Origin of the sequence: Cupriavidus phytohabitans (assembly GCF_000426345.1) — a bacterium.
Lineage (GTDB): Bacteria > Pseudomonadota > Gammaproteobacteria > Burkholderiales > Burkholderiaceae > Cupriavidus.
Window position 1 is genome coordinate 1 of record NZ_AUFE01000048.1, and the last position, 13,561, is coordinate 13,561.

Sequence of the window (13,561 nt, forward strand, 5' to 3'; positions counted from 1 at the left end):
CGAGAACTGGCTCAAGCACACGCTGTTCTACAGCGAAGGCAACCGCCTCGACTACAAGCCGGTGAAGATGCAGCCGCTGACGGCTGAAAGCGTGCCGCCGAAGGCCCGTACCTTCTGAGCACCGCATCGTAGAGAAAACAGGACCCACAGAAATGAAGCGTATTTTCGAAGTCTACCGCTACGATCCGGACAAGGATGCGGCGCCGCGCATGCAGACCTACGAGGTCGAGCTCGACGGCCACGAGCGCATGCTGCTGGACGCGCTGGTGAAGCTGAAGAAGCTGGACGAGACCATCTCGTTCCGCCGTTCGTGCCGCGAAGGCGTGTGCGGCTCGGACGCGATGAACATCAACGGCAAGAACGGCCTGGCCTGCCTGACCAACATGCGCGAGCTGCCGGACCGCATCGTGCTGCGTCCGCTGCCCGGCCTGCCGGTAGTGCGCGACCTGATCGTCGACATGACGAACTTCTTCAAGCAGTACAACTCGATCAAGCCGTTCCTGATCAACGACGAGCCGCCGCCCGAGAAAGAGCGCCTGCAGTCGCCGGAAGAGCGCGACGAGCTCGATGGCCTGTACGAGTGCATTCTCTGCGCGAGCTGCTCGACGTCGTGCCCGTCGTTCTGGTGGAACCCGGACAAGTTCGTCGGCCCGGCCGGCCTGCTGCAGGCTTACCGCTTCATTGCGGACAGCCGCGACCAGGCCACCAATGAGCGCCTGGACAACCTGAACGACCCGTACCGCCTGTTCCGCTGCCACAGCATCATGAACTGCGTCGACGTGTGCCCGAAGGGTCTGAACCCGACCAAGGCCATCGGCAAGATCAAGGAGCTGATGGTCCGCCGCGCGGTGTGAGGCGTCACGGCGCCGGTTAGTGCGCCCCCCACCGCATCTGCCTAGGGCATCTTTCGCCAATTCTTTTCACACCGCGGAAAGACTTCCGGGCGGTAGAAAGTCAACGTGTACGAAGGGGGCGGCAAGCCCCGCTCGCTGGCGATGGACGCCTGTCAGCGCGCCGGATTTGTACGCCGCATCGCCCCCATCCTGCTCGAAAAGCGCCTCAAGCCGATTCTTCCCATTTAATAGACTCGTCGCGCATGCAGTCAGGCGCGCTTCTCACTATGCATTGCCGGTATCGAACCCGTGGGAGGATCGAGCGCGGACTACGTGAAGGTCATTGCCGACGAGGCGGCTCGCTATGCGCAGACCATCAAGGTTGCGCATGTCGTTGCCGAGTAAGTCGCGAAGCCCATCCGCCGTGGAACCTGAGCCTGATGACCAGGCTCAGGTTTCACGCTTGCCGGGCGCTCTCGATAACACACCGACCCCGGCAATCAAAAGTTCGCCAAACCGGTTGACGCGCTCCTGCGTGACACGAACATTCGGTCCGAAAATACAGATCGTCCGTCACGGCGCCGGCCGGCCGTGCCATGAAGCGTCCCGATGCGCCGCCGCCCGGACGCAGTCCGCCAGCGCCTCCGCCATCGGCGTCAGCGCGCGGTCCTTGTGCCGCAGCAGGCCGACCGGCTCCTCGGTGCCGAGGGTATCGATCGGCAATGCCACCAGGCCACCTTCGTCCAGCGCGCGGCGGGCGGCGGACGTCGGCGCGGCCCAGACGCAGTCGCTCTGCTCCGCAAGCAGGCGCCCCAGATAGGCGTCTGAGGTCTCCACGCAGCCGTCCGGCAGGCGCAGTCCGTGGCGCGCCAGCAGGCTTTCGGTGTTGTGACGGGGAATCGAGCCCACGGCGGGAATCACCAGCGGCCACGCCAGGCAGTCAAGCATCGTCGCGCGCGAGGCCTGCGCCAGCGCATGGCCGGGACGCACGGCCAGCACCAGGGAGTCCGGCCCCAGCGACTCGAACCACAGGCTTTCCATGGCGACCGGGTCGTCCATGCGGCCGATCACCAGGTCCAGCACGTCTGCCTTGAGCTGGTCGATCAGGTTGCGGTTCATGCCGGTGCGGATGTCGAGGCCGACTTCCGGAAAGCTGGCGCGAAACCGCAGCACGGCATCGGTGAGCACGGCGGGCACCACACTTGGCAGCGCCCCCAGGCGGATGCGCTCGTGCGTCTGCGCCGCCTCGCCCGTGACGCTGCCGGCGGCGGCGTCGATGTCGGCCAGGATGCGCAGCGCATGCTGCAGGAAGCGGGTCCCCGCGGTGGTCAGCTCGGTGCCTGCACGCCGCCGCACCAGCAGCCGGGTGCCGGCCAGTTCCTCCAGTTCGCTCAGTGTCTTGGAAACGGCCGGCTGGGTCAGCCCGAGACGCTCAGCGGCGCGTGCGAGATGCTGCGTTTGCGACACCGCCACAAAGCAGGACAGGTGCCGCAGCCGCACACGGTTGCGGAAGATGTCCTGGGTGCCCTGTCCTTGTCGTTCCATATCTAAAATTCATCTAATTTTCCGAATATCTCAATTTACTTGAATTTGAGTGTGTCTTAAAGTCATTCCACCCCCCGACACCATGGAGACAAGCAGCATGCCCAGCCTTGCCCAGTACCGCCGTCCCTACTGGGACACCCAGCCCGAATACCGCTTCGATCCCTATGGCTCGACCGTGTTGCGCTCGCCGTCGCAGCCGCTGGTACGGATCCCGCAGACGTTGTCCGAAGTGACGGGGCCGACCTTCGGCGCCGAGTTTATGCGTGAGGGCGACAACGACCTGACCGTCGGCAACGGCGGCGATCCGATCGGCGAACGGATCCTTGTCACCGGCCGCGTGCTGGACGAGAACGGCCGCCCGGTCCCGCATGCGCTGATCGAAGTCTGGCAGGCCAATGCCGCCGGCCGCTACGTGCACAAGCGCGACCAGCACGATGCCCCGCTGGACCCGCATTTCTCCGGCGAAGGCCGCACGGTGACCGACGCCGACGGCCGCTACCAGTTCAAGACCATCAAGCCCGGCGCCTACCCCTGGCGCAACCACCACAACGCCTGGCGGCCGCAGCATATCCACTTCTCGCTGTTCGGGAACGCGTATGCGACGCGCCTGGTGACGCAGATGTATTTCCCGGGCGACCCCCTGCTGCCGTTCGACCCGATCTTCCAGTGCGTGCCCGACGAGAAGGCGCGCCAGCGACTGATCGCCACGCTTGACTGGGAGACCACGCAGCCCGAGTACGCGCTGGGCTACCGTTTCGATATCGTGCTGCGTGGCCGCGATGCCACGCCGATGGAGTAAGACCATGCTGTATGCCACCGCTTCCCAGACTGTCGGCCCCTACCTGCACATCGGCCTGACCGGCCTGAACTGCGCCGACCTCACCGCCGACGCCCCTGAACTGGCCGGCCAGCGCATCGTCATCGAAGGCCGCGTGACCGACGGCACCGGCGCCCCGGTGCCCGACGGCATGGTCGAGATCTGGCAGGCCAACCCGGCCGGCCGCTACCGCCATCCGGAGGACACGCGCGAACTGCCGCTGGTGCCGGGCTTCACCGGCTTCGGCCGCGTGCCCACCGCCGAAGACGGCTCCTTCCGCTTTGTCACCGTCAAACCGGGCGTGGTGCCGGGCGCGGACGGCAAGCCGCAGGCCCCGCACATCATGGTGTCGGTGTTCATGCGCGGCCTGGTCAAGCATGTGGCCACGCGCCTGTACTTCCCGGACGAAGCCGAGGCCAATGCCGCCGACAGCGTGCTGGCGCAAGTGCCGGCCGGGCGGCGCGGCACGCTCGTCGCTTCGGCCCAGGGCAATGGCACGCTGCGTTGGGACGTGGTGCTGCAGGGTCTGGCCGAAACGGTATTCTTCGACATCTGACGCATCTCGCAACATCGTGCCGCCGCTGATATCGTGGCGGCACGCATTTCCCACGCCCCCAAATGCCAAGCTCGACCCGCCTCACCGATCCCATGTTCGGCAGCACGGCCGCGCTGGAGATCTTCTCCGATACCGGCGCGGTGCAGCGCATGCTCGCGGTCGAAGCCGCGCTGGCCCGTGCCGAGGCCCGCTGCGGCGTCATTCCCGCGGCGGCTGCATCGGTCATCTCCGAAGTCTGCGCGGATCCTGCCGTCATCGGCCTGGACGCCCTGGCGCAGGCCGCCGTTGCCGCCGGCAACCTCGCCATTCCCTTCGTGAAGCAGCTGACCGCCGCCGTGGCGGCGCGCGATGCCGAAGCCGCGCGCTTTGTCCACTGGGGCGCCACCAGCCAGGACATCCTCGACACCGCGCTGGTGCTACAGCTGGACGATGCCTTACCCCTGCTGCAAGCAGACCTGCTCGCACTGGGCCATGCCTGCGCCGCACTGGCCACAGCGCATCGCGATACGCCGATGGTCGGCCGCACCTGGCTGCAGCATGCCTTGCCCGCCACCTTCGGCCTGAAGGCCGCGGGCTGGCTGGACGCGCTGCGCCGCGACCTGGGCCGGCTGGACGCGGCACGGGGCCGCGCCCGCGCGCTGCAGTTCGGCGGCGCGGCCGGCACGCTGGCCAGCCTCGGCGGGGCTGCCCCCGACGTGGCCCGCGCGCTGGCGTGCGAGCTGGGGCTGGACCTGCCCGCCCTGCCCTGGCACGCGCATCGCGACCGGCTGGTCGAGGTGGCCGCCACGCTCGGCATGCTCACCGGCGCGCTGGGCAAGATGGCGCGCGATATCTCGCTGATGATGCAGACCGAAGTCGCGGAAGTGGCCGAGCCGTCCGGCCCAGGGCGCGGCGGCTCCAGCACCATGCCGCACAAGCGCAACCCGGTGGGATGCGCCGCCGTGCTGACCGCCGCGGTGCGGGTACCGCCGCTGGTCGCGACCATGCTGTCGGGCATGGTGCAGGAGCACGAGCGCGCGCTGGGTGGCTGGCAGGCGGAATGGGACACGCTGCCGCAGATCGTCACGCTCGCCGCGGGAGCGCTGCGCCAGATGGGCGAGGTGGCCGCCGGCCTGCAGGTGGACACCGCGCGCATGCGCGCCAACCTCGGCCTCACGCACGGGCTGATCCTTGGCGAGGCCGCCATGCTGGAACTCGGCGGCCGCATCGGACGACTGGAAGCGCACCACGTGGTCGAGCAGGCGTCGCGCCGCGCGGTGACGCACGGCATCACCCTGCGCGAGGCGCTGGCACAGACGCTCGATGAGAATCCCGCCCATGCGGGGCTGCTCGACGATGCCGCGCTCGACCGCCTGGCCGACCCCGCCAACTATTCCGGCCAGTCCGCGGCGTTCACCGATGCCGCCGTGCAGGCCTGGCACGCGGCGCTGGCACAACGCGGCGTCCGCTGATTGCACACCACCACAGACAGGATTCCAGGAGACAGCCTTGCCCTATCTCGATCACGCCGGAGCCCGGCTCTTCTATACCGTGGATGGCCCGGACAAAGCGCCGGCCATCGTCTTTTCCAATTCGCTCGGCACCGACCACACCATGTGGCAGCCGCAGGCCGACGCCCTGGCCGGGCGCTTTCGCGTGGTGCGCTATGACACGCGCGGCCACGGACGCTCGACCGCGCCCGGCGATGCCTACACCATGGAGCAGCTAGGCAGCGACGTGCTGGCCATCCTTGATGCGCTGGGCATCGAACAGGCCGCCTTCTGCGGCGTGTCGATGGGCGGACTGACCGGCATGTGGCTGGGCGTGCATGCGCCACAACGCTTCCCGAAGATAGTGCTGGCCAATACCGCGGCGAAGATAGGCAATGCCGACGGCTGGAACACCCGCATCGACAGCGTGCTGCGCGATGGCATGGGCGTGATGGTGGCGCCCTCCATCCAGCGCTGGTTCACCCCTGCCTTTGCCGCCACCGCGGAGCGCGCGCTGGATCCACTGCGCGCGGTGCTGGCGGCACTCGACCCGCGCGGCTATGCCGCCAGCTGCGCCGCGGTGCGCGATGCGGATTTCCGCGAGGCCGTGCGCACCATTACCGTGCCGGTGCTGGTCATCGCGGGCAGCAACGACCCGTCCACGACGGCGCAGGAAGGCCGCGACCTGGCCGCCGCGATGCCGGATGCGCGTTTCGTCGAGCTGCCGGCCGCGCATATCTCCAGCTTCGAGCAACCCGGCCGCTTTACCGCGGCGCTGCTCGACTTCATCCTGGGCCGCCTGCCCGTCACCGATGACGCGGCGCGCTACGAGGCCGGTCTGTCGGTGCGCCGTGCGGTGCTAGGCAGCGCTCACGTCGACCGGTCGCTGGCGCGCCTGACACCGCTCAACGAGGAATTCCAGAACCTGATCACACGCTATGCCTGGGGAGAAATCTGGACCCGTGAAGGGCTGCCGCGGCACACGCGCAGCCTGCTGACCATTGCCATGATGGTGGCGCTGAACCGCTCGGACGAACTGAAGCTGCATCTGCGCGCCGCCGCCAACAATGGCGTGACCCGCGACGAGATCAAGGAAGTGCTGCTGCAGACCGCCATCTACTGCGGCGTGCCGGCGGCCAACTCGGCCTTCCATATGGCCGAGGAGGTATTCGCGGCAATGGATGAGGCGAACCGTGGGACGCAAGCCTGAGCGGGCACTGCCGGATATGCCGGACAGCGCTGGCCAGCGGATCCCTGTCCTGCTCCGCGCTGGCCACCGGTGCAGCATCGTGCGCGTGCCAGGCAACGCTGATCCGCGGCAGGCGTCTACGGCGCGCGAGTCGAAGGCCGCGTATCTCGTACCGACGTTGGCGCCGGATACACCTCGTCACCAGCCGCGATAGGCTCGCGCGGCGGTGGCGGTGTCCCCCTGGTATCCCGCGGAACGCCTTCGCATCCCGCCAGGCCGGCTGAGAGAAAGGCGATGACCGCGCACTGGGCCAGGGCACGGCCTTTGCCGAGGCGTGAGAACAAGAGGTGGAGTTGCATTGGCGCCCCATCGAAAGGTCTTGTTCTCTAGCTTAGTGCACTTCTCCAGGGGCCGGGAACGCCAACACATTCCCGCTCGCTGGCGGAAATGATGGCGCAATTGATGGCGCGCTAGCGCTGGTGGCTTCCCAGGGCGCGAATGGCCGCTTCACGCGAATTTGCGATGCGCTTGTGCGCCGTCTGCAAGACCGCATCGATGTCTCGCTTGGAAACGGCACGCTGCAGGGCTCGCCAGGTCTTCAGGGAATTCTCCAGCGAGCCGGGATGGCATGCGAGCCCGAGCCGCACGTAGCGCAGCACCCGCAGCGAGATGGAATTCAGCAACTCTCCGACCAGCCGGTTGCTCGACAGGTCTGCCATGGCCATATTCGCCACAAAGGTGACGCTGATATAGGCGTCCACCGATTCCTCGACGGCCTTGCCGAACTGCGGCATGAACTTCTCGAACCAGGCATCCAGCGCGTCCGCACGCTCTTGCACCAGCTGCCTGAGCAGGATTGCAAACAGCGCATCCCGAACGACGTAGATATCGCGCAGATCCTGGGCATTGGGCTCGGTGACAATGGCCCCGCGCCGCGCGCGAAACTCGACCAGGCGCTCCCGCTCCAGAATGCGCAAAGCTTCGCGCACCGGCGCGCGGCTGACCTCCAACACTTCGCAGATGTCATTCTCAAGCAGGCGTTGGCCCGCGTGGATCGCATCGACGGTGATCAGGCCCGCCAGCCGCACCGCAATCTGGTCCGCGACTGATGCCGACCAGTCGCGGCCATGCTTGAGCGCGTGCTCGACGGCAAGCATGACCGGGTTTTGCGGTGTTTGCAGCGCCAGCAGCGATTGCAGGTCTGGTGTGTTGGTGGTCTTGAGTCGACCCATGCGTGGTGATCCTTGGTTCCGCTCGTTGGTTAGGTTTTTGTCGACAATACTAAGTCCACCCAGCCCTCGGCGGCAACCAGAACGTCGCATCTGGCATGGCGTCGTGAAGTGCTATGCGTTGGCTTGCGGATGGCCTGCGCGCCGGCGCATTGTGCCCCGCGCCGCCCTGCTTTCCTTCGGGCTGCAGCCAAACTGCACGTGATACCAGCGCGAGAATCCGCTTGGCGCGGAGAAACCGAGCAAGGTCGCCACCTCGGTCAATGGACGATCGCTCTCGATGACATGGCGCGCGGCAAGTTCCGTGCGAATGCCATTGACGATCGAGGAAAAGCTTTGCCCCTCTTCCGCCAGCCGCCGCTGGACCGTGCGGCACACCACGCCGAGATGGTCCGCCACCTGCTCGATGGTGCAGCGCCCGCTGGGCAGCAGCAACGGGATGATGCGCCGCACGTCCTCCAGCATGGTCACTTGCCGGGCAATGGCGGAAGCGTCTACCAACTGTTGCGCGTAACGCGCCATGGCGGGATCCGCAGCGGGATTGCGGGCATCGAGATCGGCCTTCGTGCAGATGATGCAGTTGAATTCATGGTCGAACTCGATGCAAGCGCCGAAAAACCGCTGGTGTGTACTGAGGTCGCGTGGCGCGGGATGTTCGAAGCAGACGCGTCGCGGTTCCCAGTCCGGCCTCAGCAGCTGCCGGATCAATCGCACGATGACGCCGAGTGCGAGCTCCGCCCTTTGGCGCGTGGGCTGGTGGGCGTTGCCGGCGATGACCGCCTCGCGAATGATCGCCAGCCCGTCGCATTCTTCGACCGCCAGCGAGAGCGCACTGTTGAGCAGGGTCTGATAGCGCATCAGGACGCACAGCGAGTCACGCAGGGTCGCCTGGTCGCGGATCAGCAACCCTACCGGCCCGAGGTTGGACAACAGCCGCGATTCGGCCATGCACAGGCCGAAGCTTTCGTTGCCCGACATGGTGGCGGACGCTTGCAGCAGCCGTCCGACGCGCTCCCCTGGAATCATGAAGTCCGGCTCGCGCAGGACGCTGGGACTCAAGCCCGCATCAAGCAGCATCCGCACCGGATCCAGTCCGGCGGCCAGGGCAACCTCGCTGTAGTTGGTGAGGGCCGCGGCGCGGACAAGAGACGACATTGCAGACCTCAGTGAAACAGTGACACAGAATGATAAAAGCCTGTCATGTACTGTCAAGCGGGAGAAACCCGCGGCGCCTGCTACCGCGCACAAGCCGACCATTGGCTCGGCCGCAAAGCCTGATGACAAGGCGCCTCATGAGTAATCCAGACGAAAAAAAACAGCGGCGGGACGCTATGTCCGGCCGCCGTTCCAACGCACGCCCGCCCCCCCTTGGCATGGGCGCGCTCCGCTCCAACGGGCCTACTTCGCGCAGGCGACGTTGACGGTAAGGCCTCCCCAGTCCGTGGCCTGGTTGTTATCCACCTGGACCTGCAGCTTGTCGCTGTGGTTGATGGTTCCAGACGGCACCGTCCGGCTGCAGCTTTGCAGCCCGTTGGTGATCTTGCAGCTCAGGTCATCGACCGGTGCCAGGGTCACGGATGTGCCGGATCCGGTGACCTTGTACAGGCTGATGTCGAGCGAGCCCTGCACCTTGCCCAGCGTGCCGGCAGTGAGCGTGACGCTGCTGCAGTCGTAGGGAATCACGACGCCGAAGTCCGACGGCAAGGGCACGGCGCCGCCCGAGCCAGTCATCGCATAGTGGCCGCGGCTGAGCGTGGCCGGCACGTTGAAGTTGCCGTTGTAGACCGTGGCTGTCGTCATGGTCACGCCCGTAGTCGGCCACTTGCCGTCCTGCTTGGGTCCGTAAAGCGTCGACGTCGAGGTATCGAAATAGAAGTCGCCATCGACGCCAATGCTGTCGTTCGGCGCGCCGCTGCCGTACAGGAGGTGGCCGCCGTTGCCGACCGTGCCACCGTCGGTACCACTGCCACCACTGCCACCCGTGCCGTCGGATCCGCCGCCGCCCGACTGGCCAGTCAGCGGGACACCCGCCGGCCACTGGTCATTGGCCTTGGGCCCATATAGCGTCCAGGTGTTGGTATCGAGGTAGTAGTCACCGTTGTTGCCGACGCTGTTGTCCGGAGCGCCCGCGCCGGTCAGTACGGTGCCACCGCCCGATCCGCTTCCGCCGCCCAGCGGCACGCCCGGCGGCCAGGTGCCATCCGCCTTGGGCCCGAACAGCGTCGAGGTCGACGTGTTGATGTAGTAATCGCCATCGTTGCCAACACCATCGGTCGGGTCGACCGAACCCGACAGGATGGTGTTACCGGACAGTCCTGTGTTGCCGCCAGACCCGGTGTCGCCCTGCGCGCCGGTTCCGCTCGCAGGCCCGGCAATCGAAACCCCGGCGGGCCACACACCGTTTGCCTTGGGCCCGAACAACATCCAGGTCGCCGTATTGAGGTAGAAGTCACCGTCCTTGCCGACATCCGGCCCCGGGTCGGTGGTACCCGACAGCATGGCGCTGCTTGGCGAAGCCGGCGCGGGCGCCGGCGTAGACGTTCCCGTATCCGCTGCCGCAGCGGCGGTGCTTGCAGGCGCCGAATCGCCGCCGCCTCCCCCGCAAGCCGCGACCATGGCGATCAGACAAGCGAGCGGCACGGCCGCCAGCCTCATGTGGATGTGTTTCATGGATGCCCCCGTTTTCCCGATGTTTAAGCAATTGCTTCCGTAGCTTTTTCAAGCGCCAGCGAGATCAATCTAGTTGGCGGAATTGGAATGGAAAATCGGTCCTATGGACGAGCGGCAAATCGGCCTGGTGAGGCCCTTGGAACGGTCAGATGGACGAGATACGCGGCGAATTCATCAGGCCGACTCGTACGGAAGCGGCATGACGAAGAGGCATGGACACGAATGGTGCGGCTGCCCGCAAAGCCTTGCCGGACAAGGCCATGCAGGCGGCTCGGATTTATTTCAGAGAGCGCGGCGCACGCATGCATCGATATTCGATACCCCTCGACAGCGGGGAAATACTGCAGCAATACAGCAAATGAAAAAGCGCCGGAAAAACTCCACCAAAAGCATGTTTTGAAAATGAAACGTCGTGGTCGACAGGTGGGCCGCGACAGAAAATCACGATCCCTGGGACAGGTCGAGCGCGGGTTCCCGGCGCCTATGCGTACCCGCCGACACGGCGCTCCTTCCGCTCACACTGGATTGAATTTCACTTGGCCCTGGTTTATGCAGGGCGTGGAAGAGATGAAACAGCACGACGAGCGGCTTCTGCACTGGCGTGCAGAAATCGGAGGGAAGCAGGAACGGGATGCCGATATAGCGCAAAACATTCCCGGCCAATGTATCGCCTGGTGCAACATTGGGGGCGCCGGGAATGCAGGCGAGGCCAGCTTTACCAGGCTGGACGAGGCAAAGACTCGAGTATCGGTGCGAATGCGTTACGCGCATCTGCCGACCGGCCAGGCTGCACCCGCCCCATGTCTGCCTGGATTTCCGCCTGAGGAGCAGGCTGCACGACGATGGCGTACCGGCTGTACGCGGCCAGCAGCTCTTCCCGGCTCACCTCCTGGATCCCGCCGCCCCATCCGGGGAGCGCGACCAGAAAACTTCCGTACTCGCGGCACTCCAGCAATACGCACGGCCTGCGCCTGTCCAGCAGCAGGATCGCCGGAAGCACGCTGTCAGGGATATCGTCAAGATCCAGCTCCACGAGCCGGGCCGACCAGCCGGCGCGCTCCACCGCATCGCTCAGGAGCGGCAATGTGAGGGGCTGCCCTTCCAGTGGCAGCCCTTTCAGCAGGACGGCAGGCGGTATTGCCTGCTGCCGCGCCCGGTTAAGCAATAACAGGCAGCCCAGCAGCGGATCATCCGCGGCCGTCGAACCGCGCGTGCCGGCATGCTGCTCCCGGTGGTCTGCCATGGCGTCCAGGTCTGGAGTTCCGGGCTGCTCGATGGGTGTTATCTTGCGTGGTGCGGCCTGTGGCGGTTTGGGCCGCTCTTCCGTCGGCTTTGGCCTCGGTGTTCCAACTGTGTCTGGCTCAGGCAACTCGCACAATGAAAGATCAGCAGGCTCGTATTGCCCGCACGGGTTCGACTCACCCATGATTCCCCCCGGATTCAGTGGTGTGATATTTCGTCGAAGCGTAGTGCACGAGGGCACCCGCTCCCATCGTTCAAACGGGGGAATGCGGGCTGATTCGGCATTGAAACACTGGCTGGGACGCGAGCATCGGATGCTTCGAGCCGAGCTGCAATCGTCCCTCCTGACTGTACGGAACCGCCATGCAACGAAGAACATTCCTGACGCTGGCAGCCTCTGCCGCACTTGCCACACAGTTGCCGCGCTGGGCCATCTCCGCCACGCTGCGCCAGCGCGACCTGTTCGCGCTGGGCGTGGCAAGCGGTGCCCCGACGCCGGACGGATTCGTGCTGTGGACGCGGCTGTTCGACGGCGCCATCCCGGGTACACCGCAGGCCGATGCCCATGGCACCACGCCGTTGCAGGGGCGGCTGACCGTCCAGTGGGAAGTCGCCGAAGATGAAGCATTCCGCCGCATCGTTCGCCGCGGCCATGCGCAGGCGCTGCCCGAACTGGGCCATTCCGTCCATGTGGAAGTCGACGGGCTGCGCCCCGATCGCTGGTACTTCTACCGGTTCATGCACGGCGACGCAGTTACCGCCCCTTCCCGCACCCGCACCGCGCCGGCTGCCGACACGCTGGCCCCGCGCGTACGCTTTGCCTTTGCCTCTTGCCAGCGCTGGGAACAAGGCTATTACGCCGCCTACCGGCGGATGCGGCAGGAAGACCTGGATCTGGTGGTGTTCCTGGGCGACTACATCTACGAAACCGCGGTGCCCGCCAACGCGCGTGCGCACCTGCCGCGCACGCACAGCCTGCCCACCGCGACCAGCCTGCAGGACTTCCGCGACCGCTACGCGCTGTACAAGAGCGACCCGCTGCTGCGGGCCATGCACGCGGCGTGCCCGTGGCTGGTCACCTGGGACGACCATGAAGTCCAGAACGACTACGCGGCGCTCGCGGGCAGCGAGCCCGCGGCAGCGTTCCTCGCCCGGCGCACGGCCGGCTACCAGGCGTTCTACGAAAACATGCCGATCCGCGCGAGCACGCTGGTTCACGGCGCGGCGGGCCTTGGCACGCCCGATGCACTGCGCATCCACACACGCCACCGCTGGGGCCGGCTGGTCGATTTCCATGTGCTGGACGACCGCCAGTATCGCGATATCCAGCCCTGCCGCGAGCCCGGGCAGCCACGCAAAGGCGCTGTGTCCCCCGAAACATGCAGCGCGCTCTACGACTCGCGCCGCACCATGCTGGGCAGCGCGCAGGAACGATGGCTGGCGCAGGGGCTGACGCAGGACCAGCGCGACCAGACGCGCTGGAGCGCGATCGCGCAGCAGACCATCTTCTCGCGGCGCAACTACAAGGCGCCGCCGGAGGAAGCCTTCCACAGCGACACCTGGGACGGCTATCCCGCCGCGCGCCAGCGCCTGCTCGACAGCATCGCGGCGGCGGCGCCGCGCAATAGCGTGTTCATCGGGGGCGATATCCACCAGCACTACGCCTGCAACGTACTCGCCGACTTCAGCGACCCGTCATCCCGCGTGATCGCCAGCGAGTTCTGCACGACCTCCATCGCCTCGGCCTCGGGCAGCAGCATGCAGAGTGTCGAGAACATCATGGCCCAGAATCCGCATATCGTGCATGCCCGGCCGGACCGGCGCGGCTACACCGTGGTCGAGGCCACGCCCGCGCGCTGGGCCGCCACGCTGCGCGCCGTGGAAGACGTGACGCGCGCGGACAGCCCGGTCGGCACGCAGGCGGCGTTCGTGGTGGAGGACCGGAGGCCGGGCGTGCAGCGGGCCACAGGCGGCTAGCTTGCCGGCTGACTGCGCAGCGCCCGGCGCAAGT

13 protein-coding genes are annotated in these 13,561 nt (G+C 66.4%); 8 read left to right on the forward strand and 5 right to left on the reverse strand.

What is annotated here, in order from left to right; translation table 11 throughout:
- Positions 1 to 118 (forward strand): hypothetical protein (locus tag K309_RS43120; RefSeq protein WP_232232487.1); only part of this gene is annotated, 118 nt, incomplete at its 5' end.
- Between the two features lie 34 nt (positions 119 to 152).
- Positions 153 to 854, forward strand: coding sequence for a succinate dehydrogenase iron-sulfur subunit (locus K309_RS0125645; RefSeq protein ID WP_010814619.1), 702 nt, complete (start codon positions 153 to 155; stop codon positions 852 to 854).
- A 552-nt stretch (positions 855 to 1,406) separates the two neighbouring features.
- Here K309_RS0125645 and K309_RS0125660 read toward each other — a convergent pair.
- Positions 1,407 to 2,378 carry a LysR substrate-binding domain-containing protein gene (locus K309_RS0125660; RefSeq protein WP_029049057.1) on the reverse strand — a complete coding sequence of 324 codons (972 nt, stop codon included), beginning with the start codon at positions 2,376 to 2,378 and terminating at the stop codon, positions 1,407 to 1,409.
- Positions 2,379 to 2,475: 97 nt separating this feature from the next.
- Between K309_RS0125660 and pcaH the strand changes: the two genes are divergently transcribed.
- The 4 genes from pcaH (at position 2,476) to pcaDC (ending at position 6,430) form a co-directional block, all read left to right on the forward strand.
- Positions 2,476 to 3,177 (forward strand): protocatechuate 3,4-dioxygenase subunit beta, encoded by a 702-nt coding sequence (gene pcaH, locus K309_RS0125665; RefSeq protein ID WP_029049058.1) that lies wholly within the window; start codon positions 2,476 to 2,478, stop codon positions 3,175 to 3,177.
- A gap of 4 nt (positions 3,178 to 3,181) precedes the next feature.
- Positions 3,182 to 3,751, forward strand: coding sequence for a protocatechuate 3,4-dioxygenase subunit alpha (gene pcaG / locus K309_RS0125670; RefSeq protein WP_029049059.1), 570 nt, complete (start codon positions 3,182 to 3,184; stop codon positions 3,749 to 3,751).
- A gap of 62 nt (positions 3,752 to 3,813) precedes the next feature.
- Positions 3,814 to 5,202: a 3-carboxy-cis,cis-muconate cycloisomerase gene (locus K309_RS0125675; protein ID WP_084402546.1), complete on the forward strand. Its 1,389-nt coding sequence runs from the start codon at positions 3,814 to 3,816 to the stop codon at positions 5,200 to 5,202.
- Between the two features lie 37 nt (positions 5,203 to 5,239).
- Complete coding sequence (pcaDC, locus tag K309_RS0125680; protein WP_029049061.1) at positions 5,240 to 6,430, forward strand: bifunctional 3-oxoadipate enol-lactonase/4-carboxymuconolactone decarboxylase PcaDC; 1,191 nt, start codon at positions 5,240 to 5,242, stop codon at positions 6,428 to 6,430.
- A gap of 449 nt (positions 6,431 to 6,879) precedes the next feature.
- Here the strand turns inward: pcaDC and K309_RS0125685 are convergent, their stop codons facing one another.
- The 3 genes from K309_RS0125685 to K309_RS0125695 form a co-directional block, all read right to left on the reverse strand.
- A complete protein-coding gene (locus K309_RS0125685) occupies positions 6,880 to 7,641 on the reverse strand; it encodes a GntR family transcriptional regulator (RefSeq protein ID WP_029049062.1) in 762 nt (253 codons plus the stop codon).
- Between the two features lie 111 nt (positions 7,642 to 7,752).
- A complete protein-coding gene (locus K309_RS0125690; protein ID WP_029049063.1) occupies positions 7,753 to 8,793 on the reverse strand; it encodes an AraC family transcriptional regulator in 1,041 nt (346 codons plus the stop codon).
- A gap of 243 nt (positions 8,794 to 9,036) precedes the next feature.
- A complete protein-coding gene (locus K309_RS0125695; RefSeq protein WP_029049064.1) occupies positions 9,037 to 10,308 on the reverse strand; it encodes a hypothetical protein in 1,272 nt (423 codons plus the stop codon).
- 212 nt (positions 10,309 to 10,520) lie between these two features.
- Here K309_RS0125695 and K309_RS41945 point away from each other — a divergent pair, with 212 nt between their 5' ends.
- A complete protein-coding gene (locus tag K309_RS41945) occupies positions 10,521 to 10,670 on the forward strand; it encodes a hypothetical protein (RefSeq protein WP_156914451.1) in 150 nt (49 codons plus the stop codon).
- Positions 10,671 to 11,023: 353 nt separating this feature from the next.
- On the opposite strand, the gene K309_RS37440 is transcribed toward K309_RS41945, so the two are convergent.
- A complete protein-coding gene (locus K309_RS37440) occupies positions 11,024 to 11,551 on the reverse strand; it encodes a cysteine peptidase family C39 domain-containing protein (RefSeq protein ID WP_051320601.1) in 528 nt (175 codons plus the stop codon).
- A gap of 362 nt (positions 11,552 to 11,913) precedes the next feature.
- On the opposite strand from K309_RS37440, the gene K309_RS0125710 reads away from it, so the two are divergent.
- On the forward strand, positions 11,914 to 13,527 hold the full coding sequence (locus tag K309_RS0125710) for an alkaline phosphatase D family protein (RefSeq protein WP_035878390.1): 1,614 nt from the start codon (positions 11,914 to 11,916) through the stop codon (positions 13,525 to 13,527).
- Positions 13,528 to 13,561: the final 34 nt, after the last annotated feature.

What these genes read in the sequence shown, in the direction of transcription:
- K309_RS0125645 (WP_010814619.1), top strand. Translation starts at nt 153, where the DNA reads ATGAAGCGTATTTTCGAAGTCTACCGCTACGATCCGGACAAGGATGCG.
- K309_RS0125660 (WP_029049057.1), bottom strand. Translation starts at nt 2,378, where the DNA reads ATGGAACGACAAGGACAGGGCACCCAGGACATCTTCCGCAACCGTGTG.
- pcaH (WP_029049058.1), top strand. Translation starts at nt 2,476, where the DNA reads ATGCCCAGCCTTGCCCAGTACCGCCGTCCCTACTGGGACACCCAGCCC.
- pcaG (WP_029049059.1), top strand. Translation starts at nt 3,182, where the DNA reads ATGCTGTATGCCACCGCTTCCCAGACTGTCGGCCCCTACCTGCACATC.
- K309_RS0125675 (WP_084402546.1), top strand. Translation starts at nt 3,814, where the DNA reads ATGCCAAGCTCGACCCGCCTCACCGATCCCATGTTCGGCAGCACGGCC.
- K309_RS0125685 (WP_029049062.1), bottom strand. Translation starts at nt 7,641, where the DNA reads ATGGGTCGACTCAAGACCACCAACACACCAGACCTGCAATCGCTGCTG.
- K309_RS0125690 (WP_029049063.1), bottom strand. Translation starts at nt 8,793, where the DNA reads ATGTCGTCTCTTGTCCGCGCCGCGGCCCTCACCAACTACAGCGAGGTT.
- K309_RS0125695 (WP_029049064.1), bottom strand. Translation starts at nt 10,308, where the DNA reads ATGAAACACATCCACATGAGGCTGGCGGCCGTGCCGCTCGCTTGTCTG.
- K309_RS41945 (WP_156914451.1), top strand. Translation starts at nt 10,521, where the DNA reads ATGGACACGAATGGTGCGGCTGCCCGCAAAGCCTTGCCGGACAAGGCC.
- K309_RS37440 (WP_051320601.1), bottom strand. Translation starts at nt 11,551, where the DNA reads ATGGCAGACCACCGGGAGCAGCATGCCGGCACGCGCGGTTCGACGGCC.
- K309_RS0125710 (WP_035878390.1), top strand. Translation starts at nt 11,914, where the DNA reads ATGCAACGAAGAACATTCCTGACGCTGGCAGCCTCTGCCGCACTTGCC.